The 25,320-nt window shown below is 58.7% G+C and carries 19 protein-coding genes, 1 tRNA gene and 1 pseudogene; 8 read left to right on the top strand and 13 right to left on the bottom strand.

Features of this window, described 5'->3' with window-relative positions; translation table 11 throughout:
- Nucleotides 1-34: 34 nt before the first annotated feature.
- Together RBH10_RS11980 and RBH10_RS11975 are read left to right on the top strand one after the other, a co-directional pair.
- Nucleotides 35-667, top strand: a complete 633-nt coding sequence (locus RBH10_RS11980; RefSeq protein WP_281037056.1) for an outer membrane protein — start codon at nucleotides 35-37, stop codon at nucleotides 665-667.
- 205 nt (nucleotides 668-872) lie between these two features.
- Complete coding sequence (locus tag RBH10_RS11975) at nucleotides 873-1,244, top strand: hypothetical protein (protein ID WP_045016762.1); 372 nt, start codon at nucleotides 873-875, stop codon at nucleotides 1,242-1,244.
- Nucleotides 1,245-1,393: 149 nt separating this feature from the next.
- On the opposite strand, the gene RBH10_RS11970 is transcribed toward RBH10_RS11975, so the two are convergent.
- The 4 genes from RBH10_RS11970 to RBH10_RS11955 form a co-directional block, all read right to left on the bottom strand.
- A complete protein-coding gene (locus RBH10_RS11970; RefSeq protein ID WP_281037057.1) occupies nucleotides 1,394-2,944 on the bottom strand; it encodes a succinylglutamate desuccinylase/aspartoacylase family protein in 1,551 nt (516 codons plus the stop codon).
- Nucleotides 2,945-3,248: 304 nt separating this feature from the next.
- Nucleotides 3,249-4,499 (bottom strand): RNA polymerase sigma factor, encoded by a 1,251-nt coding sequence (locus RBH10_RS11965; RefSeq protein ID WP_281037058.1) that lies wholly within the window; start codon nucleotides 4,497-4,499, stop codon nucleotides 3,249-3,251.
- Nucleotides 4,496-4,900, bottom strand: a complete 405-nt coding sequence (locus tag RBH10_RS11960) for a YciI family protein (protein ID WP_045016758.1) — start codon at nucleotides 4,898-4,900, stop codon at nucleotides 4,496-4,498. Before RBH10_RS11960 ends, RBH10_RS11965 begins: the two co-directional genes overlap by 4 nt.
- 171 nt (nucleotides 4,901-5,071) lie before the next feature.
- Nucleotides 5,072-5,147: transfer RNA gene (locus tag RBH10_RS11955), tRNA-Ile, on the bottom strand.
- A gap of 179 nt (nucleotides 5,148-5,326) precedes the next feature.
- On the opposite strand from RBH10_RS11955, the gene RBH10_RS11950 reads away from it, so the two are divergent.
- Nucleotides 5,327-6,070, top strand: a complete 744-nt coding sequence (locus RBH10_RS11950; RefSeq protein WP_045016757.1) for an SIMPL domain-containing protein — start codon at nucleotides 5,327-5,329, stop codon at nucleotides 6,068-6,070.
- 237 nt (nucleotides 6,071-6,307) lie between these two features.
- On the opposite strand, the gene RBH10_RS11945 is transcribed toward RBH10_RS11950, so the two are convergent.
- Complete coding sequence (locus tag RBH10_RS11945; RefSeq protein ID WP_045016755.1) at nucleotides 6,308-6,685, bottom strand: hypothetical protein; 378 nt, start codon at nucleotides 6,683-6,685, stop codon at nucleotides 6,308-6,310.
- Nucleotides 6,686-6,834: 149 nt separating this feature from the next.
- Entirely contained in the window at nucleotides 6,835-7,260 is a 426-nt protein-coding gene (locus tag RBH10_RS11940) for a secondary thiamine-phosphate synthase enzyme YjbQ (RefSeq protein WP_281037059.1), read from the bottom strand.
- A 253-nt stretch (nucleotides 7,261-7,513) separates the two neighbouring features.
- Between RBH10_RS11940 and RBH10_RS11935 the strand changes: the two genes are divergently transcribed.
- On the top strand, nucleotides 7,514-10,066 hold the full coding sequence (locus tag RBH10_RS11935) for an HWE histidine kinase domain-containing protein (RefSeq protein WP_281037060.1): 2,553 nt from the start codon (nucleotides 7,514-7,516) through the stop codon (nucleotides 10,064-10,066).
- 159 nt (nucleotides 10,067-10,225) lie between these two features.
- Here the strand turns inward: RBH10_RS11935 and RBH10_RS11930 are convergent, their stop codons facing one another.
- From RBH10_RS11930 to RBH10_RS11915, 4 genes are all read right to left on the bottom strand, one after another.
- A complete protein-coding gene (locus RBH10_RS11930; RefSeq protein ID WP_281037388.1) occupies nucleotides 10,226-11,146 on the bottom strand; it encodes a DUF930 domain-containing protein in 921 nt (306 codons plus the stop codon).
- Between the two features lie 187 nt (nucleotides 11,147-11,333).
- Nucleotides 11,334-13,388 (bottom strand): RNA polymerase sigma factor RpoD, encoded by a 2,055-nt coding sequence (gene rpoD / locus RBH10_RS11925; protein WP_045016748.1) that lies wholly within the window; start codon nucleotides 13,386-13,388, stop codon nucleotides 11,334-11,336.
- A 394-nt stretch (nucleotides 13,389-13,782) separates the two neighbouring features.
- The gene (dnaG, locus tag RBH10_RS11920; protein ID WP_281037061.1) at nucleotides 13,783-15,774 is read right to left on the bottom strand and encodes a DNA primase; all 1,992 of its coding nucleotides are present in this window, start codon (nucleotides 15,772-15,774) and stop codon (nucleotides 13,783-13,785) included.
- 384 nt (nucleotides 15,775-16,158) lie between these two features.
- Nucleotides 16,159-16,611, bottom strand: a complete 453-nt coding sequence (locus RBH10_RS11915) for a GatB/YqeY domain-containing protein (RefSeq protein ID WP_045016745.1) — start codon at nucleotides 16,609-16,611, stop codon at nucleotides 16,159-16,161.
- Nucleotides 16,612-16,946: 335 nt separating this feature from the next.
- On the opposite strand from RBH10_RS11915, the gene carA reads away from it, so the two are divergent.
- A complete protein-coding gene (gene carA, locus RBH10_RS11910; RefSeq protein ID WP_281037062.1) occupies nucleotides 16,947-18,152 on the top strand; it encodes a glutamine-hydrolyzing carbamoyl-phosphate synthase small subunit in 1,206 nt (401 codons plus the stop codon).
- 38 nt (nucleotides 18,153-18,190) lie between these two features.
- Here the strand turns inward: carA and RBH10_RS11905 are convergent, their stop codons facing one another.
- Complete coding sequence (locus RBH10_RS11905; protein WP_045016741.1) at nucleotides 18,191-19,588, bottom strand: MATE family efflux transporter; 1,398 nt, start codon at nucleotides 19,586-19,588, stop codon at nucleotides 18,191-18,193.
- A gap of 329 nt (nucleotides 19,589-19,917) precedes the next feature.
- Here RBH10_RS11905 and RBH10_RS11900 point away from each other — a divergent pair.
- Nucleotides 19,918-22,009 (top strand): annotated as a pseudogene (locus RBH10_RS11900) (methyl-accepting chemotaxis protein).
- Nucleotides 22,010-22,245: 236 nt separating this feature from the next.
- The gene (locus tag RBH10_RS11895; RefSeq protein WP_281037064.1) at nucleotides 22,246-22,725 is read left to right on the top strand and encodes a DUF2938 domain-containing protein; all 480 of its coding nucleotides are present in this window, start codon (nucleotides 22,246-22,248) and stop codon (nucleotides 22,723-22,725) included.
- A 42-nt stretch (nucleotides 22,726-22,767) separates the two neighbouring features.
- Here the strand turns inward: RBH10_RS11895 and RBH10_RS11890 are convergent, their stop codons facing one another.
- Together RBH10_RS11890 and RBH10_RS11885 are read right to left on the bottom strand one after the other, a co-directional pair.
- The gene (locus RBH10_RS11890; RefSeq protein ID WP_281037065.1) at nucleotides 22,768-23,700 is read right to left on the bottom strand and encodes a neutral zinc metallopeptidase; all 933 of its coding nucleotides are present in this window, start codon (nucleotides 23,698-23,700) and stop codon (nucleotides 22,768-22,770) included.
- 98 nt (nucleotides 23,701-23,798) lie between these two features.
- On the bottom strand, nucleotides 23,799-24,287 hold the full coding sequence (locus RBH10_RS11885) for a DUF2306 domain-containing protein (RefSeq protein ID WP_281037066.1): 489 nt from the start codon (nucleotides 24,285-24,287) through the stop codon (nucleotides 23,799-23,801).
- 47 nt (nucleotides 24,288-24,334) lie between these two features.
- On the opposite strand from RBH10_RS11885, the gene RBH10_RS11880 reads away from it, so the two are divergent.
- The gene (locus RBH10_RS11880) at nucleotides 24,335-25,201 is read left to right on the top strand and encodes a LytTR family DNA-binding domain-containing protein (RefSeq protein WP_281037067.1); all 867 of its coding nucleotides are present in this window, start codon (nucleotides 24,335-24,337) and stop codon (nucleotides 25,199-25,201) included.
- The last annotated feature ends 119 nt before the right edge of the window (nucleotides 25,202-25,320 follow it).

Here is a 25,320-nt window from a genome sequence, read left to right as displayed (position 1 = left end):
GTTATAGAGGCTAGTCAGCTCAGGGAGAAAAACGATGAAAACGCTGATCGTAACGTCACTCTTGGCCCTGTCGGCCAGCACCGCAATGGCTGCGGATGCCGTCTACGAAAATCCGGCGCCTCCGGTCGCGCAGGAAACCCTGCCGGTCTTCACCTGGTCTGGTCCCTATCTTGGTATTCAAGGCGGTGCGGGCTGGGCGAACGGCGATTTTTCGGCGGGCGGCCCCGTCGCGTCGGATAGTTTCGATGGCGGTATTCTGGGCGCTTTTGCCGGTTACAATTATCAGTTCGACAATAATGTGGTCCTCGGCATTGAGGGCGACGTCGATTATAATTGGAACGACAATGATTATGCCGGCGTGAAAATCGGCACCGACTGGCAGGGCTCCGTTCGTGGCCGCGTCGGTTATGCCTTCGACCGTGCCCTGATCTACGGCACAGCCGGCTGGACAGCCACGCGCGGCTTCATCGAAACACCCGGCAGCGGCAAGGATAGTGCCACATTCAATGGCTACACCGTCGGCGCCGGTCTGGATTATGCCTTCACCGACAACGTGTTCGGCAGGATTGAATATCGTTTCAACGACTATGGCGACAAGGACATCTTCGGCATCAATACCGATGTCAACCAGAGCACCGTCAAGGTGGGCCTCGGTGTGAAGTTCTGATCCCCGTCAACCAGCCCCAACGTAGAAAGCCCGGCCATTCGCCGGGCTTTTTCGTTCCTGAAAGGCGGCGGCCCGCGCCTTGAGAATCGCTAAAAATATGAACCCGATAAAAATGAAACATTCACAAACCGTTCAGCCGGCCCGTGCCATCATGCGGGCATAATGAGCCTCTATCTCCCAAAGCAGGCTTATGGAGTAGCCCTCGATGAAAAAGATAATTCTTTCCACCCTTGCCGCGCTGGTTGCCACCGGCAGCGTCTTCGCGTCCTACGGCACCGCCGCCGCGCAGGACTATCCCTATCGTCCGCGCTACGACCGTGGTTATGACCGTGGCGGCCCGCCCCCACCGCCCTACCGCGAACACCGCCGCCACAATGACGGCGCGATCATCGCCGGCGGCCTGGCTGCAGGCGTCATCGGCGGCCTGATCGGCGGCGCGATCGCCAATAATAACGGTGGCCCCCGCTACTACGAACCGCCACCGCCGCCCCGCCCGCGCTGCTGGTTCGAAGACCGGCGCGTGCCCAATTCCTATGATGGCGGCTGGCACACGGAAAGCATGCGGGTCTGCAACTGACCCCATCGCTTGAAAGTCCGCACCGGATGATCCGATCAGCCTGACCGGCTGGTCGGATTTTAGCGTTTTAGAGCCCTCGGCAACCCGCCCTGGTTCCGATTGCGTGGCTGTCGCCGAGCCGATCTCTGCCCACGATAGCCAGCAGGACCTCACGAAAACCTGTTGCTGGCCTTGCCGAAGTAGAAGAGTTCTTTCCCCGGCTCAGGCGCCGAATCCGGAAATATGATGTAGCCCGCGTCCGGTGCTCTGATCGCTTCGCCAGAAGCTCTATAGGCTATGACATCGCCCGCACTGACCTGATCTCCGGTTTTCCATGCCGCAGCCAGGCGGTCATTCTGATCCCTTGCAAATACCACATCAACAAGCTCGATCGCCCGCTTGACGGTTCGTTCCGGAGAAGGCGCATCGATGAGCCTCAAGACCGCAAGAGCCCGGCGTATGGCATTCGCTGCGACGACGGGCGCCTGTGGATCCAGATGCGAACCACATTCGAGAGTGACGCCGTAACCGCCGGCAAACCGCATGTATTCTGTCGTTCCCACGCCTGATGACAACGGCAGCGCAGCCTCGGCAGGATTTGCCCCTGCGCGACCGGATAGTCTCGCAAGACCATTCACATTGGTAGAAAGCCAGCCGTCGAGGATCAGGTCAGGCCCCAGCACGGAAGCAAATGTTTCCTCTTCGGCAGCACGGGCAAATGGTTCAATCGAGCCATCATTGTCCCGCGGCCCGACAAATACAAAAGGCGATCCCTGCGACCGAAACGAATGCAGATCCAGAAGTACGTCGTGCTCGCGCATCATGGCGCAAATCTGGTTCGCGACGTAGTCTTCATACTGCTTTGGTACGGTTACCTCGCGCAAATCTCGATTGAAATTGCGGTCCCCTTCGCGCGTGTCTTTCAGGAATGCTTTCAGGTTGACGACGGGAACGAAGGTCACCAGACCGCGCTCGATCTTCAGCTTGCGTCCCGTGCATTCGGCAATAATTTCCCGGATGGCCTCAGGGCCACATGTTTCATTGCCATGCACCGCACCCAGAACCAGAAGACGCGGGCCGGGCCGCAGGCTTCTGAACTGATATATCTCGATCGGGCCGGGCTGAGATTGCTGCTGGTCTATTGGTTCGTCGAAATCGATATCAATGACCATGCCCGGCACAAGCAGAGAAACCAGACGTTTCAGATCGTCTTCCCAGAGAGCGACGCATCCTGCCGTTCCCGACATGTCGGATCTGGCGGCATGAATGAAAATGGCGCTTCCTCGATGAGGCTCCACGCTGGCGTCGTTGTGACCAATCGGCACGACGATATCAAACAGCGGCTCCGACCTTACCCTGTTGATACGCTCTGCGTCCGGAGCACCTCCGGGCGTAATCGTGAGGCGATTGTAGGTTGGACTCCCGGGGTCCTCTTCCCAAACCATTTCATCCGTCATCGGAACGAACGGAAACGACAGTCCGGATGCGGGAGGAGCCCATCGGCTGGAATTGAAAAAGCCGTAGCGCAACGGAAAAACGCCGATGGGGGTGCAGCCATCGCCCTCGCGTTTCAGCGAAGTGGTGATCAATCCGCCACGCCCGACAACACAAGGAACCGTCCAGTCGTCGATCGAGAGCGTTCCATGATGCAATTCCGTCGAATTGCGTCGGACACGAACCTTTACCGTTGGCAGGCGACGATGAGAAGACGCTGAAGTCATAGGAGAAAGCCCCTGCATATCGGGTTCGTTTGAATATTCATGAATTGTCGCTATCGCAGAATTGCATCAACCCTGGCGGCCGGATTTTGAGTGAGGCGTGCTCAGTCAGCCTTGACTCCAAGCAGATATTGCCGTGCCCCGTCAATGTAGTCTTTCAGCAAATTCACGGCGTCGTCGGTCCGTTTTTCGATATATGCGCAAGCAATCTTCTCGCGAGGCGGCTAGGTCGTGCCGGCGTGGGCTTCGCGAGACGACGGAATTGATTTTCTTTTTTTTGAATATCAACGAGAGTCGATGGGAGCCTCTATGAGGTGGCGGAACTCGCCCGTGCAAGCAATACGCTTCGCTCTCTCTCATTGTCGGTCAGTTCCGCTGCACGCAGGAACTCGGCGCGCGCTTCGAGGCCTCGCCCCAGCCTTTCCAGTAGATCCCCACGCACTGTGGGTAGGAGATGCGAGCCTTTTAGGCTCGGTTCGTCTTTCAGGGCATCCGCAATGACCAGACCCTGTAATGGTCCAAACGCCATACCGACGGCAACAGCACGGTTGACTTCGACAATCGGTGACGGAGCCGCCAGTGCAAGCGCCTGATAGTAGGCTGCAATGGCAATCCAATCGGTATCGGCAGCGGTCATCGCCAGAGAATGACGCGCAGCGATCATCGCCTGCAATTGATATGGACCGGGCGTCGGCGTGAGCGTCATCGCCGTGTTCAGAGAGGAGAGACCTCGCCGGATCATGGACCAGTCCCATCGCCCCCGGTCCTGATCGAGGAGAAGGATGGGGTTCCCTGCACTATCGACACGGGCGGCGAAGCGGGATGCTTGAAACTCCATCAATGCCAGTAATCCCAGCACTTCGGGTTCGGTTCCCATCAGCGACACCAGCGAGCGGCCCAGCCGCATGGCCTCACCGCAGAGATCGGCCCGCAGCCATGCCGATCCGGCTGTGGCGACATAGCCTTCGTTGAATATCAGGTAGACGACTTCGAGGACCGCCGGGAGGCGGCGGCGGCGCTCTTCATTGCGGGGTGTCTCGAATGATATTCCGGCATCGCGGAGCGTTCTCTTGGCTCTGACAATGCGTTGGGCGATCGCAACTTCCGGCATGAGAAAGGCGCGTCCGATCTCGGCCGTAGACAGGCCTCCCAGCAGCCGCAGGGTCAACGCAGCCCTTTGTTCGGGCGCCAGGACAGGGTGACATGCGGTGAAGATCAACCGCAGCATATCGTCATCGATGTCCTCATCGAGCATCGACTCGATATCCGGTGCCTTCCGCTCCAGTTCCGAGAGGTCGATGGCAAGCTCCCTGTGCTTGCCATCGATCAAGGTGGTTCTGCGGAGACGATCCAGCGCCCGGTTCTTGGCAACCTGGGTCAGCCAAGCCGCAGGGTTTCTCGGAATGCCTTCCCGAGGCCAGCGCTCCAGAGCCAGCACGAACGCATCCTGCGCGATCTCCTCGGCCAAGCCAACGTCACGCAGCATCCGGGTGAGCCTGGCGGCCAGCTTCGGCTGCTCGATCCGCCAGACTGCCTCGATTGTACCGACCGTGGTCAACCCTTGAGCTCGCTAAAACTCTCGGCCGCCTTCTGGACGTCCTCCGGGAATTCGCTCATTTCATGGACACGACGGATTTCGATAATGTCGTCTTCCGAGGCAGGGCATCTGCGTGCCCACTCGATTGCCTCTTCGCGAGAACGCACGTCGAGCATCCAGTAACCGCCCAGAACTTCCTTGACCTCGGCGAACGGGCCATCGACGACCACCGGCTTACCTTCCTTGAAACTGACACGGGCACCCGTGGCTGGAGGATGAAGACCTTCGAGAGCCAGCAGAATGCCCGCTTTCTTGAGCTCTTCATTATACTTCATCATCTTGTCGATTGCCTCGGCACTGGGCATGGCATCAGGTGCTGCAGAAGCGTAGCCGCCCGGAATCATCAACATCATAAAACGCATTGGTTTATCTCCTTGCTTGCGTGGGTTCGACTACACGACGAACGAGCAAAGGTAGATTCGACAGAAGCAGGAAAAAAATTCAAGTTCTTCCTGTCGAAAGAACCAGCAGGAGCATTACCCGGCTGCATCCCCGAGGAAAAACATATCTAAGACTTTGATTTCTAAGGAAAATGGTGGGCCCGGAGAGACTCGAACTCCCAACCAAGCGGTTATGAGCCGCCGGCTCTAACCATTGAGCTACAGGCCCTTTCGGAAAAGGTGATCCGAAATACCGGCTTCGCAATGGTTCGAATCCGGTGGGTCACGCTCTAACGTAATTTTTACAGCCCGACAAGCCATTGATGCTATCGCAAGCTGCCGCTGCCGTATTAGGTTCACAATCTAAGGCAATACCCTGCATAGGGACACAATCAACGAGGAAACACCATGACGACGACAAAGGCCCGCCTTTTCGCACTTACCGCATTGGCCGCGGCGGCAACGATGCCGCTGACCGGTTATGCCCTGGCGCAGGAACCTACCCCGCGCGAAGCCACCATCAGTGTTTCCGGCGAAGGCCAGGCGGCAATCGCGCCCGATATGGCGATCCTGTCCTTCAGCGTCGTCAAGCAGGCGGAAACGGCGGCTGCGGCTCTTACGGAGAACTCCAAGGCGCTCGCCGAAGTCCTGAAAGCGCTGAAAGCGTCTGCCATCGAAGACCGCGACCTGCAGACGAGCAATTTCTCCGTGCAGCCGCTTTACAAGCATTATGAGCCGAAGGACGGCGTTTACGTCGCGCCTGAGATCACCGGTTATCAGGTTTCCAACGGGCTTACCGTGCGCGTGCGCGACCTGAAGAAGCTCGGCGATATCCTCGATACCTCCGTCAAGCTCGGCATCAACCAGGGCGGCGATATCACCTTCACCAACGACAAGCCGGAAGCAACGGTCACCGAGGCCCGCAAGCAGGCCGTTGCCGATGCGCTGGCCAAGGCGAAAACGCTGACCGAAGCGGCAGGCGTGAAGCTCGGCCGCGTCATCCAGATCAGCGAGAACATGCAGCGCCCGATGCCGGTGCCGCAGGGCATGATGCGCGCATCGATGGCGAAGGAAGCCGACAGCGTTCCGATCGCTTCGGGTGAGAACAGCTACAGCGTGGTGGTCAACGTCACCTTCGCTCTCGGCGAATAAACTGTTCGGGCGGCGGCATTGCCCGTCGCCCGCATTTGCCACTCGGCGGCGCGCAACCGCCACCGGTCAGGCCCAAAAAGAAACGCCCCTCGCCTGTCTTTCCGGACAAGCGAGGGGCGTTTTTTTTGATCCGCGCGAAGGGCGGGGGTTTCGGCGGATCAATATCGATCGTTCTAGGCCTTTGATTTTACGCATTTTTCGGACGTAAAACCGCTACGCACCTTTACGGGAAATGCTTTAGCGACGGATTACCGGGCAACCACGCTCATTGGCGAAAACAACGCGGTCACGGCCGTAGCGGTCGAAGCCAGCAACCACAACGCGGCGCGGCGAGACATCGACAACGCGAGCGCGGCGGATGCCCATACGGCTTGCCTTTTCTTCCGCAAGCTGCGGCGAACAACCCAGACGCGGGCGATCAGGACGACCCCAACCCGGGCCATGACGATCGGGACGGCCCCAACCCTGACCGCGACCTCTGTCATGGCCGTACCCATCCTGAACCTGAACTCTGAACTGAACATCCGAGCCAGCCGAAGCGGCTGAAGCGGTGGCGGAAATTCCACCGAGGGCGATGAGGGCAGCCAGGCCGGCTTTTGCGAAGGTGCTGAACATGAACTCACTCCGTTTGTTTCTGCGCCGGCAGGGGACGTCCCTCGGCGATTGACGAGACCCTAGACCCGCCCGCCTGAACGCGGACCAAACCGCGTGTTCAGCAGACGTTCAGAGACATTAACAGGAAAAGACGCGTCTTATGAAAGGAATCAAGGCGAGATATGCATTACGATTTCACGCCGGTGCGGGCGGTCGCGATGTTCGAAAAGATAAAGGCCCTGCCATGTGCCGAGCGCAAGCCTGCCATCGCTGACCGGTACCCCGATGGAAACCGCCGTCAGAGCCGATTTGATGTGAGCGGGCATATCGTCGGGCCCCTCGAGCGTGTGGACGACCCAGCGCATGGAGGCATCGTCAGAAGGCGGCACGAGGCGTGAAAAAAATGTCGTCAGATCGCGCCTGACATCCGGATCGGCATTTTCCTGAATAAGCAGGGAACAGGATGTGTGGCGGACAAAAATGGTCAGCAGTCCTTCTTCCATGCCCGCCTCCCTCACAAAACGCTCGGCCTCGGATGTGAATTCGTAGAGGCCCTGCCCGCGCGTGGTGGCAATGGTCATTTTCTTCTGCGGCACATTTTTTCCTTCAAATAATTCGGAACAAATTCGACGCTGCAAACGTTGCACAATGTCGAATTGTACCCGATGACAAAAGGGGTACGACGATCATGTGACGGCGGCCTGTAAAGCAGAACGGAAAACCGGCGTCACGGTTGCAAAAAACGGGGAAGGGTTGGCAATATCAGAATGAATTATTCAGGTTTTCCCGTTCTTCAACGACGAAAATATTTTCAGCGCAAGACAGGCACAGGGTGCGAAAGACTGTTTCATGGCATCCACTGACTATCATGTCGACCTGACCAATTGCGACCGTGAACCCATTCACATCCCAGGTTATATTCAACCGCACGGCTGTCTGATCGCTTGCGACAATGCCCTGCGCATGATCCTGCGGCATTCGGAAAACTGTCGCGACTTTTTAGGGTTTGATGGCGATATCAACGGCAGGACCGCCGAAGAGGTGCTTGGTAAAAACCTCGTCCACGATCTTCGCAATGCGCTCACCGTAACCGGCAGAACCACGCGCCCCGCCCTGTTGCCCAACACGGAAATACGCGATGGCCGCAGCTTCGATATTGCACTCCACCGCTACAAATCCACCACGATCATCGAATTCGAACCATCCCGAAGCGAAATGCCGCCGCTTGGCACCGCACGCAAGATGGTCGATCGCATCCGCGAGGCGGACAGTGTCGAGAGCCTGATTTCGCGAACGACCCGGCTGGTAAAAGCGACCCTGGGGTACGACCGGGTTATGATCTACCGCTTCGAGGATGACGGGGCCGGCAAGGTCGTGTCGGAGGCAAAACAGCCGGAGCTGGAAAGCTTTCTCGGACAATATTTCCCGGCAAGCGACATCCCGCAGCAGGCCCGCGCGCTCTATCTGAAAAACACGCTGCGCATCATCTCCGATGCCAACGGAGCGCGGGTTCCTGTCCTGCCCGCCATCGATGCGTCCGGCGAACCGCTCGATCTGTCATTCGCGCATCTGCGCAGCGTCTCGCCCATCCATTGCGAATACCTTCGCAACATGGGCGTTGCGGCCTCCATGTCGATTTCGGTGATCGTCGATGGCGCGCTCTGGGGCCTCATCGCCTGCCACCATTATTCGCCGCGGGTTCTGACCATGTCGGTGAGGATCGCCGCCGAAATGTTCGGAGAGTTCTTCTCCATGCATTTGCAGGTCCTCAAGCAGAAGCGCAAGCTTGATACGGTCAACCATGCCCATGCCGCTCTTGACCGCTTCCTGCGGCTTGCCGCCCATCACGCGCATATAGAGGAACTGCTGATCGACAGTTTCCAGGACTTTGCCGATCTCATGCCATGTGATGGCGTCGGGCTCTGGGTGGCAAACAACTGGCACGGCCACGGCGCAACGCCGCCGCCAGACGCCATTCCAAGGCTGGCGCGCTTCGTTGCCTCGGCCAGCGAAGGAAAGGTCTGGGCCACCCACGCCATCTCGCAAGCCATACCGGAAGCGGAAATCTATGCCAGTACCGCAGCCGGAATGCTCGCCATTCCGCTGTCGCAGGTCAAGAACGACTATCTCCTGTTTTTCCGCAGGGAGATCGTGCAGAACCTGAACTGGGCCGGCAATCCGGAAAAATCCTATGAGACCGGTCCGCTCGGCGATCGCCTCACCCCGCGCAAGAGCTTTGCAATCTGGAAGGAAACCGTCCGCCTGCAAGCGCAGCCCTGGTCCGAAGCGGACCGGGAAATTGCCGAAGCCGCAAGAATAGCGCTGGTTGAGGTCGCATTCCATCACAGCGAGCTGATGGCAGGCGAAAGGGAGCGCGCGGAAGTGCGCCAGCGCATGCTGAACGAGGAACTCAATCACCGCGTCAAGAATGTTCTGGCCATCATCAAATCGCTGGTCGGCAATCCCTCGCAGGAGGGCAAAACCCTGCACGAATACGTGACCGCGCTGAAGGGTCGTATTCAGGCATTGTCCTTTGCCCATGACCAGATCATTCGCGGTGAAGGTGGCGGATCGCTGCGCGATCTGCTGGAAGCCGAACTGTCGCCGCACCGTTCGCCCGAGACGATTGTCGATCTTGCCGGACCACAGATCACGCTCGATTCGCGCGCATTCTCCGTCATGGCTCTGGTCCTGCATGAACTGGCGACGAATGCGGCAAAATACGGCGCGCTTTCGCAAACCGGCGGACAACTGCATGTGCGCTGGGAAATCAATGAAAACCGCGATTGCGAAATGCGGTGGCGAGAAATTCTGCCGACCAGACTGCCCACGCCGTCCCGCGCCGGTTTCGGCACGGCGCTCATCAGCCGCAGCATCCCTTATGATCTGGGCGGACGCAGCACGATGCAATATCTACCGGACGGGCTGGAAGCGAAAATGCTCCTGCCCGCCCGCCATATCTCGTCAGCAATGGCGGTCTCCGACACAAAAACCGAGGATCAAACCGCGCCGCACAAGAGGCGTTCCAACCGGGAGGAATCGTTGAAAATATTGCTCGTTGAAGATCAGATGCTGATCGCCATGGATGTCGAGAACATGCTGGAGGACAACGGCATCAAGACGATCGAAACCGCGACCTCGTCGGCGATGGCCATCGAAAAGCTGAAGAGCTACGTGCCGGATGTGGCCATCCTCGACATCAATCTCGGTTCCGACACCTCCATCGCGGTCGCGCGCGAACTTCACCGCCGCGGCATCCCCTTCCTCTTCGCCACCGGTTATGCCGATGCCAGCATGGTGCCGAATGAATTCGGAACCGTGCCTGTTATCAGGAAGCCTTATGATGAGGATGCGCTGATGGCCGGAATCGGGCTGTTGGTGGGCGATACGGAGCGGGTGTAACGGCGGCGCGGGCGTCGATAACTTTCGCCGAACGCCTCCTTACACTCGACGTCATCCTCGGGCTTGACCCGAGGATCCACAGCAGCCGGAATGGATCCTCGGGTCAAGCCCGAGGATGACGACGGAGAAGTGAAAGCCTCCATCGGCGACACCAATCCCTCACTGAAATCGCGTGAAGCCCCGCTTTTTTGCCTCTTCCGGCGATATGGCATTCCCGATTTTAAAACGGAACTCCGTGACGGTGTAATTTTCCAGATCGACCTCGCACTGAAACGACACATCGTGCCAGCTATCGCCGGTGTTGAATGCGCCGCCGGAAGCGTCGATCGAGTTCCCGGAAATCCTGCCGCCGGTATCCGAATAGGGTATCATGCCACGGGCGGCAAAGCCCGCGCCCTGAATTTGCGCCAGGGCTTCCGTGCTGCAAAGCTGAACGATGCGACGACGTGGCGGCAAATCACCAAACATCTGGCGTCTCTGCGCCGGCGAAAGAACCGTTGAGGACAACAGATTTTTAGCAGCCGGAAGCTTCGCTGGCTTCTCCTTTGCCTCTTCCGCAGGTTTTTCCTCAGCCGGTTTCACTTGCGGCACCGGCGCCTTTTCGGGCTCGACCTCTTGCTTGACGGGTGAGACCGCAATTTCCCCCTGCTCGGCGGAGGCCTTGAGATCGCTATTGGCGGCAGCTGGCGCGGGTTTGTCCTCAACCGTCTTTTCAGGCTGGCTTTCAGGCTCCTTGGATGGCTCGGTCTTTTCTGCCTCCTCCACCTTCCCCGGCTTGTCCTCCGGGTCCGCCTGCGTCTCCTCCGGCCTCATGGCGATGGCCGGCAACGTCGCCTGCATGGGCGGTGAAGGTTTTGCTTCTTCTGCCGGTGGAGCGGGCGGCGGCGGTGGAGGTTGCGGCTTTTCTTCCTTCGCCTGTTCGGCAGCGGGCGGCTTCTGCTCTTCCGCCTTTTTCTCCTCGGGTGGCGGCACCAGATCGACGCTGATGCTTTCCGGCTCCTGTGGCTCGGCTATGCGTTCGGGCAGTTCGAAAAGGAAGATCGCGACAACGGCCAGATGCAGCAGCACGGAGACGGGCACTGCCCATCCCTTCCCACGCCATCTGCTTGCCGAAACCTGTTGCATGTCATCGAACCTGAGCATTTCCAGTAAAGGCGGAATGCTTTGTTTTCACACATAAGGCTTGTCGCAGAGATCGCCAGTGCGTGAAACAAAAAACCCGGCCAGAGGTGACTGACCGGGTTCAATTTTAAAGGAAGCTGAAGGCTTAGCTGTCGAGGAAGCTTCGCAGTTTCCTGGAGCGGCTCGGATGCTTCAGCTTGCGCAGCGCCTTCGCCTCGATCTGACGAATACGTTCGCGCGTGACCGAGAACTGCTGGCCTACTTCTTCCAGCGTATGGTCGGTGTTCATGCCGATGCCGAAACGCATGCGCAGAACACGTTCTTCACGCGGCGTCAGCGAGGCCAATACGCGGGTGGTCGTTTCGCGCAGGTTGGCCTGAATGGCGGCGTCGATCGGCAGCAGCGCGTTCTTGTCCTCGATGAAGTCACCAAGATGCGAATCTTCTTCGTCACCCACAGGGGTTTCGAGCGAAATCGGCTCCTTGGCGATTTTCAGAACCTTGCGCACCTTTTCAAGCGGCATGGCCAGCTTTTCGGCCAGCTCTTCCGGGGTCGGCTCGCGGCCGATCTCGTGCAGCATCTGGCGCGAGGTGCGAACGATCTTGTTGATCGTCTCGATCATGTGAACCGGAATACGGATCGTGCGTGCCTGGTCGGCGATCGAACGGGTGATCGCCTGCCTGATCCACCAGGTCGCATAGGTCGAGAACTTGTAACCACGGCGATATTCGAACTTGTCCACCGCCTTCATCAGGCCGATATTGCCTTCCTGAATGAGATCGAGGAACTGCAAACCGCGATTGGTGTATTTCTTGGCGATGGAGATCACGAGACGCAGGTTGGCCTCGACCATTTCCTTCTTGGCGATACGCGCTTCGCGCTCGCCCTTCTGCACCATGGAAACGATACGGCGGAATTCCGCGATGGAAATACCCGTTTCCGTCGAGAGATTCTGGATCTCCTGACGGATTTCGCGGATCGTGTTGCTTTCCTCGCGTGCGAATTCCTTCCAGCCGCGGGCGGCCAGATTGGCAATCGACTTCATCCAGTTCGGATCGAGTTCGGCACCGTGGTACTGCTCGAGGAAGCTATCACGCTTGACGCCATAGGATTCCGCAAGGCGCAGCAGCCGGCCTTCGTTCTGCATCAGACGCTTGGAAATGTCGTAGAGCTGCTCAACGAGGCTGTCGACACGGTTCTGGTTCAGCGACAGCGACTTCACAGCCGTGATCAACTGGTCCTTGAGATCCTTGTAGCGGCGCTCCTGACCGGAAGACAGGGTTCCCGTGCAGGCAAGGCGAGCCTCGACCTGCTGGTCCTGAAGCTTGCGCAGCTTCTTGTAGGTGTCGGCAATGGTGTCGAGCGTTTCCATGACCTGCGGGCGCAGTTCGGCTTCCATCGCGGCAAGCGAAAGGTTGGACTCGTCGTCGTCCTCTTCTTCCTCTTCCGGCGGAAGGCCATCGCCGCCCACGTCAGTCACATCCTCGTCACCCGTCGGCGCACGCAGCCTGCGGGTCTTTTCCTTCTCTTCGGCGGCCTTGCGGTCCGCTTCGATCTTTTCCGGGCTCTGGAACTGGGGGGCAGCCTTAGCTTCCGGGCCGGAATAGGTGGTTTCGAGATCGATGATCTCGCGCAGAAGCGTCGTGCCTTCGTTCAGTTCGTCGCGCCAGATGATCAGCGCCTGGAACGTCAACGGGCTTTCGCAAAGGCCCGAAATCATCGTTTCGCGGCCGGCCTCGATACGCTTGGCGATGGCGATTTCGCCTTCGCGCGACAGAAGCTCCACGGAACCCATTTCGCGCAGATACATGCGCACGGGATCGTCGGTGCGGTCGGTCGGTTCTTTCTTCTTTGCGGTCGCAAGTGCGGTGCCGCCGGAAGGTGCCAGTTCGCCGCCTTCGGACTCTTCGTTATCGGAATCGTCGCTTTCGGCTTCGCTCGGCGCTTCCTCGGCATCCTCGTCCTCGATAACGTTGATGCCCATATCGGACAACATCGCCATCGTGTCTTCGATCTGCTCGGACGTCACTTCTTCGGACGGCAGGACGGAATTCAACTCGTCCATCGTCACATAGCCGCGCTTCTTGGCGGCCTTGATCATCTTTTTGACCGCGTCATCCGAAAGATCGAGAAGCGGACCGTCCGTCGCACCGTCGCGTTCGTTTTCTGCTTCTTCGTTTTCTTTGACTTTGGTTGCCATCTATCTCGTCGCTTTCCCTGACGCTAACACCTGTTCCGCCGCATCGCCGTCCGCCTTGCGAGCATCCGGCTGATAACAGCGAATCACTGTCAGACACCTAACGGAGTGATCTTTAATTGCCGATTAACCACGGCAGCCTCAGGCAGAATGCAAAGACAGTGCACCCGGAAATGCTTGCTCATGCAATTTCTATCCGCCAAGGCTCATTCCACCTTACTATTCCTGAAATGGTGATTCCCGCTATTTCCCGCCCCGTCAAGCCTTTGAGGGCGAGACAGCCACGGAAACTCTTAAAAAAGGCCGCATTTTGCGAGTTATCACCAGACTACCCCCTATTTAGGACGCTTGCAGCAAAAGGCAACCCCACACGTCTTTCTATTCTTGGCCGCAGCCCTTAGCCGTGACCGACGGCCGGCCCCTTCACACGTCCGGACATGACCCCGAAACCGTCGATGATCGCTTCCTGATTTTCCATACGGCCGATTTCCAGCTGAACTTCGGCCAGCGCCCGCACCAGAAGTGTGCCGCGCTCGTTGTCCGTCGCCTCGCCGATTTCCCGCTCAAGTTCGCGTTTCTGCCAGAGCAGGGATTTCGTCCTTTTATGCAGGGAAAGCGCCTGCACATAGCCCTCACGCGCATCTTCCAGCGCCGCCTGTTCGGTGGCCGTCCACAGGCGCGCATTGCGCACCTGCTGGTCCATGGTTTTCAACAGCACCTCAAAACCCTGCTGCGACAGTCGCTCGATCAAGCCTGCCCGCGATATCTCCGCCGCACTTTCCGCCGCAAAAGTCAGCACCGTCGACCATAGGCGTTGCAGATCGCGGTTCTCGTAATCGATCGCGGCAATCTCGTCATATTCCTCGAGCAGCAGCTCGGGGTGATTGACGATGGTGATCGCAAGAACGCTTTCCCTGAGCGACGGTTTGGTCTGATAGCCCCTGACCAGACCGGATTGCGCCAGCCGGTCGGAAATATTGCTGGCCGGCGCGGCCATGGCCCCACCCCGTCCGGGAGCGTTCCGCTGGAACCCGCGACCGTTCCCGTTCCCCTGCCCGCCATCACGACGGAAATTTCCGCCCTGCGATCCACCCTGCTGAAAACGCGGCTGGAAGAAGGCGTTCAGCCTGTCGCGCATATCCTGCTGGTAAAAACGCCGTACCGCCTCGTCGCCGATCACGGCAACGATCTGCCGCAGGCGGCTTTCAAGCTGGGCACGCTTCTCCGGCGTGTCGAATGTAACCGATGAGGTCTCTCGGCTCCAAATCATCGCGGCCAGCGGCTTTGCCTCGGACAGCACCCGGTCGAACGGCGCACGCCCCTCCAGCCGCACGAGATCATCAGGGTCCTTGCCGTCAGGCAAAAGCGCAAAGCTGACGGAACGATCAGGCTTGATATGTGGCAAAGCGAGATCGGCCGCGCGGTTGGCGGCGCGAATGCCCGCACCGTCACCATCAAAGCAGAGAACCGGCTGCGGCGACATTTTCCACAACAGATCAAGCTGGCTTTCGGTCAGCGCCGTACCAAGCGGCGCCACCGCATTTTCGACACCCGCCTGATAGAGCGCGATGACATCCATATAACCTTCGACGGCGATGACAGTGCCGCTGGAAGCCTGCGAAGCACGCCGCGCGCGGGCGAAATTGTAGAGAACGTTGCCCTTGTGAAAAAGCTCTGTTTCGTTGGAGTTCAGATATTTGGCCACCGCATCCGCCGCCATGGCGCGGCCGCCGAAAGCGATCACCTTTTCGCGCGACGACAGGATCGGGAACATGATGCGGTCGCGGAACCGGTCATAGGAGACCGGCACGTTTTCATGCACCACCAGCCCGCAGGCTTCCATCTGTTCGCGCGCCACACCCTTGCTCGCCAGATGCTCCTTCAGCGCATTGCGGCTATCAGGCGCAAAACCGAGCCTGAACGTTTCGATGGTGCGCCCGGTCAGCCCGCGATCGCGCAGATAGGCCCGCGCCCGCGCGCCAAGCGCCGTCTGCAACTGGTCCTGAAAGAACAGCGTCGCCATTTCCATGACGTCCTGCAAGGACGTGCGCTCGCGTTCGCGCTTTTCCGCCTGAGGATCGGGCTGCGGCATGGAGATGCCGGCCATGTCGGCGATCTGCTGCACGGCTTCGGGAAAACTCAGGCCTTCAAGGTCGGTCAGAAACCGGAAATGATCGCCGGAAACGCCGCAACCGAAACAATGGTATCGCCCCTTGCGGTCCTCACAATGGAAACTTGGGCTTTTTTCGCCATGGAACGGGCAGCAGGCCCAATAATCGCCCCGCGGCGTATTGGTCTTCTTCTTATCCCAGGACACACGTCGGCCGATCACATCGGAGATGTTCACGCGGTCGCGTATCTCATCGAGAAAAGAATTGGAAAAGCGCATGGGTTACCTGTTCGAGGCCAGTCTTTCATATAAGCGCAGAAAGGCCTCAGCACCAAACCCTAAGAACCGCAATACCCGATATTCACAGGCCATGGCGCTAAAAATTGCGTCGCCACTGCCGCCCGCTTCGGGCAAATTTATGGCAGCGCAACATCACAAAGAATTATGTTTTTGTAATTTGAGCCGCCCGTCGCAGCGATATAAAACATATTTAAAGGCAGCGCTTGAGCATTCCCATAAAGCTGCTGACGCCCGCAGGCCCGTCCCCCGAAAAAAGCCTGCGCGTGACCGCATTTTGATCCGCCGAAATGCGCCTTCGTCGGCAGCAAAAAGGCAGGGTAGCCACGGCTACCCTGCCTTTACTTTTTCTGAACTGACGAAAACCTACTTCAGCAGATCCTTCACGACGCCGGAGGCTTTCGCGAAGTCGATCTGGCCGGGATAGCGTTCCTTGAGCGCATTCATGCACTTGCCCATGTCACGCAGGCCGGAGGCGCCGGTCTCGGTGATGACGGCCTGGCACAATTCGCGCACCTTCTCGGCCGGAATTTCTTCCGGCATGAATTCCTTGATGATGACGATTTCCTCGCGCTCCTGCGCGGCAAGCTCGGGACGGCTGGCACCCTCATAGATGCTGGCAGACTCTTCCCGCTGCTTCACCATCTTGGTCAGAATCTGCATGATATCTTCATCGCTGACGGGGTCCTTGCCCACGCCGCGATTGGCGATATCGCGATCCTTGATGGCCGCCTGGATGAGACGCACGGTTGATGTACGCCGGGCGTCACGAGCCTTCAGCGCGTCTTTCAAAGTATTAGCGAACGTGTCGCGCATCATTTCTTCTTCTCCTTGGGAAAGCGCATTCCGAGGCTTATCAACACGGAAACTTTCCACCTTATTTTTCGAAACGACATAACCGAGCAAACCCGCTCAAGCAAATCAAATGCATAAGCCCTTGAATGTGCGAAGGTTTAATTCCGCGTAAATCTTGAGCCTGCGGTTGACCGCTTAAGCAGCTTTCGTTATTTTCCGGCACCTGCACGAGATTTTAACGAAGGGTCGGAACGCGAGTTTTTCGCGCGTCCCTTTATGTCACGAAGCCTGCACAAAAAATGGCCCCTCTCCCCCTGCCTTTCAAGAGGCGGGGTGCGAAGCGGCAGAAACGGAACGAGATGACCGAGACAGCGCCCTGGACTACCCGCAAACCGACCGCAATGCTTGTTCTTGCCGATGGCACAGTGATCGAGGGAACAGGCATCGGCGCAACCGGCAAGGTACAGGCCGAAGTCTGCTTCAACACGGCGCTCACCGGTTACGAAGAAATCCTGACCGATCCTTCCTATCTCGGCCAGATCGTCACCTTCACCTTCCCGCACATCGGCAACGTCGGCACCAATGAGGAAGACATCGAAGACCTGACACCCGCCGCCCGTCGCGGCGCCGTCGGCGTCATCTTCAAGGCCGACATCACCGATCCTTCGAACTTCCGCGCCGCCAAGCATCTGGACGCCTGGCTGAAGGCCCGTGGCGTCATCGGCCTTTGCGGCATCGACACCCGCGCGCTGACGGCATGGATCCGCGAAAACGGCGCACCGAACGCTGTCATCGCCCATGACCCGAACGGCGTGTTCGACATCGAGGCGCTGAAGGTGGAAGCAAAGGCATGGAGCGGTCTCGTCGGCCTCGACCTCGCCATCGAAGCCACATCCGGCCAATCCTCCACCTGGACGGAAACGCCTTGGGTATGGAACGAGGGTTATGGCACGCTTAACGAAGCTGACGCCAAGTATCATGTCGTTTGCGTGGATTTCGGCGTCAAGCGCAACATCCTGCGCCTCTTCGCCGGTCTCGATTGCAAGGTGACCGTGGTTCCGGCCCAGACTTCAGCCGAAGACATTCTGGCGCTGAAGCCGGATGGCGTGTTCCTCTCCAACGGTCCCGGAGACCCGGCGGCTACCGGCGAATACGCCGTGCCGGTCATCCAGAACCTCATCGCAAGCGACCTGCCGATCTTCGGCATCTGCCTCGGCCACCAGATGCTCGGCCTTGCCGTCGGCGCCAAGACCGAGAAGATGCATCAGGGCCACCACGGCGCCAACCATCCGGTCAAGGACTTCACGACAGGCAAGGTGGAAATCGTGTCGATGAACCACGGCTTTGCGGTCGACGCCAAGTCGCTGCCTGACGGCGTCGAGGAAACCCATACGTCGCTGTTCGACGGCACCAATTGCGGCCTGCGCATCGTCGGCAAGCCGGTCTTCTCCGTCCAGCACCACCCGGAAGCATCGCCCGGCCCGCAGGACAGCCATTATCTCTTCCGCCGCTTCGTCAACCTGCTGCGCGAGAGACAAGGTGAGGCAGCGCTCGCCGAGCGCTGATACCTTCGGAAAATCAGGAAAGAAGATACGGCCCGCTTTTAGCGGGCCGTTTGCATTTCGCGCTTCACCAGAATGACGAACCGCACGGTCAGCAGGACGGCCGCCGTCGAAAGGCCGATTACGAAGCCGAACCAGACTCCGCGCCCACCAAAACCGAGCGGAAAGGCCATGGTCCAGGCGAGCGCCAGCCCGATCGGCCAATAGGAAATGAGCGCCAGCATCGCCGGGATGCGCGCATCCTTCAATCCGCGCAGCAAGCCTGCCGTCACAGCCTGAATGCCGTCGACCAGCTGGAAAATACCGGCAATCACCACCAGGCTGCTGGCATAGGCAAGCACTTCCGTGGCTTCCGGCAACTTTGCGTCAAGGAACCAGCTCGCCAGAAATTCCGGAACAGCCGCAAACAGGATGCCGCCGCAAATCGCAATGCCGCAGGCGATCGCGTAAATCATGATGGACGCGCGAATGAGGTTTTTGAAATCGCCCTGACCGCGCGCTATTCCCACACGAACGGTTGCGGCCTGCGACAGACCGAGCGGGATCATGAAGGCGATGGACGCAAGCTGTAATGCGATGCCGTGCGCCGCCAGCTGCACGGTGCCGATCTGGCCCATCAGAATCGAGGCGGCGGCAAACAGCGTCACTTCGGCAAGGATGGTGACGCTGATCGGCAGGCCGAGGCGCAGCACTTCGAAGAGCGCATGCCAGTCCGGCCGCCAGAAGCGCACGAACAGCTCATATTTCTTCGTTTCCTCACGCGTCTGCACATAAGCGACGATAAAGATGAAGCTGAAGGTGTTGACGATGACGGCGACGACGGCCGCGCCGTTCATGCCCATCACCGGCAAACCGAAATGACCGAATACCAGCGCATAGGCCATGATACCGTTCATCACCAGCATGATGATGGTGACATAAAGAATGATGCCCGCACGGCCGATGGCGCTGACAAGTCCGCGCAGCACGTAAAAAAGCAGCGCCGGCAACAGGCCGAACTTGGCAATGGCGAGATAGTGGCCGGTCAGTGCTGCGACATCGGGGTTTTGCCCGAGATAGACAAGAATGCGCTCCGCATTGAAGAAGATCGGCAGGGCGAGCAGCCAGTAGGCAATCGCCACCCACATGCCCATGCGCAGCGAGCGGCGGGCAGCCGTGGCATCCCCCTGCCCGTAGGCCTGCGCCACCATCGGCACCACGGCCACGGAAAATCCCGAGCCGAAAATGAAGACGACAAAGAAGAACTGCCCGGCCAGCACCATGGCCGCCAGCTTTTCCGCCCCCAGTTGGCCAACGATGACCATGTCAGTGGTATGGATGCCAAGCTGTGCGAGCTGCGCACCGATGAGTGGAATTCCGAGAGCAAGCGTAGCCTTGAAATGCGAAAACCACGACCCCGATCCGGAGGGAACGGTTCCTGCAACAACCGACGAAGACATTGTAATTCACCTGAATCTTGGCCGTTGCCCGCGAATTGCGCAACGGCAGCAGGTGATGAATAAAATATTCCCTTCCTGCACGCAACCTTTGCGGATCAATGATCAAAATTTACGCAGAACGGCAATGTTGGAGCCACATCGGCTGAAACGGCATGACAAAAAACAAATTTAGCCGAAGTTTACCATTTCACTTTACCCATTAGAATATCACGTAGTTCTTTCAAACCATAAGCTGCATGACGCAGAATATTCCCGCCATTGAGGCATGTCTTTCCCACCACTTTCCAAGATGAGCCGAATGGGCTCACCCGGATTCAAGGACGTGTAGCTTGCCCAAAAAAACCAATCTCATGACGCGCATTCTGTTTGCGGCGTCTTCACTTGTCGTTGCGGCCTTTGCCGGTTTTTCTTTCTACATCGACAGCCTTCAGCACCGGGTAACGACGGAAGCCGTGGCGGAAAATATCGATTCCTCCGGCAAGCAGGCCGCACAAAGCATCGCCAACTGGCTGAACGGCCGTGTCATGCTGACCGATACGGTGGCGAAGACACTCGCCAAGCTTCCCGATGACGACGCCAAGGTGCAGTTCCTGCAAAACGATGTGCTGACGGCACAGTTCATGTCCACCTATTTCGGCAATGCCGAAAGCGGCAGCTTCACAACTTTCCCTAAGACGCCGCTGCCGGAAGGTTATGACCCGCGCAAGCGCCCCTGGTATCAAGACGCGGTCAAGGCCGGCAAGCCGGTGCTGACAGAACCTTACAACGACGCATCGACAGGCGGCCTCGTCATCACCGCCGCCATTCCCGTTTCCATCAACGGCAAGCTCGCCGGCGTGACGGGTAGCGACTTCTCGCTGGCTTCATTGGTCGAGATGATCAAGGCGGTGGATGCCGGCACGGACGGATACGCTTTCCTCGTCAGCAAGGACGGCAAGATCCTCATCCATCCGGATGCGAAATTCGTCGACAAGCCGCTGACCGATCTTTTCAAGGTCAATACGCCGGCGATTTCCTCTGCGATTTCGCAAACCGAGATCGACGGCAAGGGCAAGATCACCAGCTTCATTCCGGTTGCCGGCCTGCCCTCGGTCGACTGGTATCTCGGTTTCGTCGTTGATTCCGACGTCGCCTACAGTGCGATCGGCCAGTTCCGGCTGGCGGCAACCATCGCCACGATCCTTGCCGCTGCAATCATGATCGGCCTGCTCGCAACCGTGCTTTCCCGCTTCATTGTCCGTCCCGTCACCCAGATGACATCAGCCATGGAAGGTCTGGCCGCCGGTAATCTCGATGTCGCCATTCCCGGCCAGGAACGCCGCGACCAGATCGGTTCGATGGCGGCGGCAGTTGCCGTTTTCAGATCGAACGCCATGGAACGCCTGCGTCTCGAAGGCGATGCCGAACAGAACCGCACGCTTTCCGAACAGGAGCGCAACGACCGCGAAAGACTGGTGGCGAAAGACGCAGCGGATATCCAGTTCGCGGTCGATCTCGCTTGCCAAGGGATTGGCGCATCTTTCGAACGGCGATCTCAATTACCGTATCGACACGCCATTCGTGACCCGCATCGACCGCCTGCGCGACGATTTCAACAATTCCGTCGCCAAGCTGAATGCCGCCTTGAGCAACGTTGGCCAGAATGCACGGGCAATCGATGCCGGTGCTGGAGAAATCCGCCAGTCCGCCGACGATCTGGCGCGGCGCACCGAGCAACAGGCCGCCTCCGTGGAGGAGACTGCGGCGGCACTTGAGGAAATCACCACGACGGTCAAGGATTCCGCCCGCCGTGCCGAGGAAGTGGGTCGTCTGGTGGAGCGCGCACGCAACAATGCCGAACAGTCGGGCGTCATCGTTGAAGATGCCGTTCGCGCCATGGAAGGCATCGAAAAATCGTCGTCGGAGATCGGCAACATCATCGGCGTGATCGACGAAATCGCTTTCCAGACCAACCTTCTGGCGCTCAACGCCGGTGTCGAAGCCGCCCGCGCCGGTGAAGCGGGCAAGGGTTTTGCCGTCGTCGCGCAGGAAGTGCGTGAACTGGCCCAGCGCTCCGCCAATGCGGCCAAAGCGATCAAGACGCTGATCAATGCCTCGACATCGCAGGTGCAATCCGGTGTCGATCTCGTCGGCAATGCCGGCAAGGCGCTGGAAACCATCGTCCGCGAAGTGCAGGAGATCAACCGCCATATCGACGCCATCGTGACGTCGTCGCGCGAACAGTCGACCGGCCTTCAGGAAATCAACACCGCCATCAACACCATCGATCAGGGCACGCAGCAGAATGCCGCCATGGTCGAGGAACAGACGGCGGCAAGCCACGGCCTTGCCTCGGAAGCGGCAGCGCTCAACGAGCTGCTCGCACAATTCCAGCTTGCCACGACAACACGGCGTCAGGCCGAATATGGGCGTGCTGCTTGATAGCAAGGACAGAGCTGGCCGGAGCGACCCGGCCATCTCTGCATCGGCCAGGTCTCTACACGCGCGACGTCATCCTCGGGTCAAGCCCGAGGATGACGGAGTAGAGGTTTCAGTCTCTCTCATGGCCGGATCGCTCCGGCCATTTTTCTTATCCACCCCTCGCAATCGAAAAACCCTGTTCACGCCACTGACACGATCCGCTAGAGCTTGATCGATCATGATTTGCGGAGGGATCTATGCTGGATTTGATTTGGCGCGGCATTGCCATGGGAGTGGGTGGCACCGTGTTTATGGATATATGGGCGATTGTGCTGCACCGGTTTTTCGGCCAATCCGCCCCGAACTGGGCGCCGGTCGGCCGCTGGTTCTGGCATGTGCCGAAGGGCAGGATATTTCACGACAGTATCGCGACGGCAGCGCCTTACGAGCATGAACTGGCGCTCGGCTGGGTCTCGCATTATGCCGTCGGCATTGCCTATGGCGTCCTTCTGGCGCTGGTGGTCCCGGCCGCTTGGTTTTCCAACCCGTCCTTCATTCAGCCATGGATCATCGGCATCGTCACCGTCGGCGCTGGTTGGTTCCTGTTGCAGCCTGGGCTTGGCATCGGCTGGGCGGCATCGAAGACGCCGAACCCCGCCAAGGTCCGCCTTCTCAACCTCGTTGCCCATACGGTCTTCGCGCTCGGCATGTACGCCGTGGCGCTGCTGATGCGCTAAATAAAAAAGGGGGCCTTTAAAGCCCCCTCGCCTGTCTCATTCTCAGATATTCGCCGAAAACGTATCGCAATCCGCGACACGGCCGTTCTGGTAGCCGCGCTTGAACCATTCCATGCGCTGCGCCGAGGTGCCGTGGTTGAAACTATCCGGCACCACGTAACCTTGGGTCTGCTTCTGCAGGGTATCGTCGCCGATCTGGTGGGCGGCGTTCAACGCTTCCTCCAGGTCGCCGGCGTCAAGAATGCCCTTCTGTTCGGTGAACTTGCCCCAGATGCCGGCATAACAATCCGCCTGAAGTTCGACACGCACCGACATCTTGTTGGCGTCCACCTGGCTCATGGACTGGCGGCGGCGGTTGAACTCCGGCAGGACGCCGGTCAGGTTCTGGATATGGTGACCCACCTCATGCGCAATCACATAAGCCTGCGCGAAATCGCCGGCCGCGCCGAAACGCTTGTCCAGTTCATTGAAGAAACTGGTGTCGAGATAGACTTTGCGGTCGCCGGGGCAATAGAACGGGCCGCTGGCAGCCGAGGCGTAACCGCAGGCGGACGATACCTGCCCGGAAAACAGCACCAGCGTCGGTTTTTCATAGGTCTGGCCGGCGGATTGGAAAATGCCGCTCCAGGTATCTTCGGTCTCGGCAAGCACAGTACGGACGAAAGCCGTCGTATCGTCAGACGATTGTCCCTGCGGCCGCGTGCCCGCCTGCTGGGTACCGGATTGCTGCGTGGTGCCGCCACCATCCAGTGAAATGTCACCGCCCGAAAGCAGCGTCAACGGGTTGATGCCGAGCACCCAGCTGATTGCGAGAATCAGCAGAAGACCGCCGATGCCGATGCCACCGCCGCGACGCCCGATCGGCACGCGCATTCCACCACGGGAAAAAGGATCGTTACCGGATGACCCCGGTCCCGCCGACATGCCGCGCCGGTCCTCGATATTGTCCGACTGGCGGCGCCCTCTCCATTCCATGCTTTTCTCCCCGCGAACGTAGCCTGAACAAGCTACCTTATAACGGCACTATAATACATCTTGTTCCGGAGGAAAGCTTGAGGAGAAAGCGCATTCGCTCAGGCAGTTCGCCGCCTTTGCCGCAGAACGGTCAGAAACAGCAGGGCAAATACGAGAACACCGGCGAAAAGCACCACAAAACCGGGGTTACCGTCACCGAAAGCAATCTCGTGCATGATGCGCCCCGGAACGAAGGTGAAACCACCGGCAATCACAATACCGCCGAGATAAACACTTTGCATGATGCGCATATGGCGCTTGATATTGCCTCGGCGCGCGAAATAGACCGATTGCAGACAGCCATATATGGTCAAAAGCGACAAAAGATGGATGGGGCTGAAACCGTAAAACACCCTCAATTCATGGATGAAGAAAGTCGAAACGGACGTCCCGATCATCAGCGCCACCCAGATCTTGCCGAGCAGCCGGTGAATGGCTGTCCCCTTGGGCCGCAGGAAAATGAAGGCGCCGAGAACGGCTGCTGGAATGACGGTGGCGACATGGAACTGCACGGCAAGCGGTGCATCTAACAAAGGCTGTAATGACATGGATGCTGTTTCGGCTCGGTTGAAATCGCCAGCAATTTCGGCAAAACATGCGCGCAGGAAAAACGGATTGGCGCCAACCGCAGGAAAACTTCGTGGATCACCCCTATTTGCAATCCACGCTTCGTGAAATGCACGCCACCCTGCAATCGCGCAGGCTGTGGCTGACATTTCTCGCCGTGCTGGCGATCTTCATCGTGACCGGGCCTTTCGGAACAAGTGAAACCATGAGTTTCGCCGACCGGCTGCTTTACTGGACAGTCATTCAGGCCGGTGCCTGGACAATCGCCATATCCTTTTCCATCCTCGCCAACACCATGCTTGCTGGCAGCATCGAAAATATGCTGACGCGCATGATGATCGGCTCTCTAACGGCAGCCCTGCCGATCGGGCTGCTGCTTACCATCACGAACCAGGTCTTTTCCGGCAAGGAAATGAGTTTCGCCTCCTTTCTGAAAAGCAGCCTGTCCACCCTGCCGCTCTGTGCGATCTTTTGCCTGCTGAGTTATCTCACCGCCTGCCAAACGCTCGAAACGGCAGCGGAGGCTGTTACGGACGCCAATGGAGATGCCGATCGTGCGGTGAAAAGCGCCGCGCCGCTGCTGGAGCGGTTGCCGCCGCAAAAGCGCGGCGAATTGCTGCGACTGTCGGTGCAGGATCATTATACCGAGGTGGTGACGACGCGAGGGCGTCAGCTGGTTCTGTTGCGTTTTGCCGATGCGATGAAGGAAATCGGCGATACGCAAGGCTTGCAGGTGCATCGCTCCCACTGGATTGCCGATGCCGACGTCGTCTCATTGCGTAAACAGGCGGGCCGTCTGCATGTCATGACAAGGGACGGTTCGGAAATCCCCGTCAGCCGCTCTCATAATATGGCGGTGCAGGCCCGTTTCGCCGCACATGCCCCTGCCCGTTAAGAGTTTCTGTCGATTCCGGAATTTATGGGGTTCCGTTCTCAAAAACATTTGCCTATAAGCCGCTTCTAGCCTGAAAACTTTGAATTGCGCGCCCCGGCCGGTGATCTTTCACCCTGGCT

It is taken from the genome of Rhizobium sp. AN73 (genome assembly GCF_030757975.1).
Taxonomy (GTDB): Bacteria; Pseudomonadota; Alphaproteobacteria; order Rhizobiales; family Rhizobiaceae; genus Agrobacterium; species Agrobacterium arsenijevicii.
The sequence above is the reverse complement of the archived record's forward strand: the minus strand, read 5'-3'. Positions and strand labels throughout refer to the sequence as shown.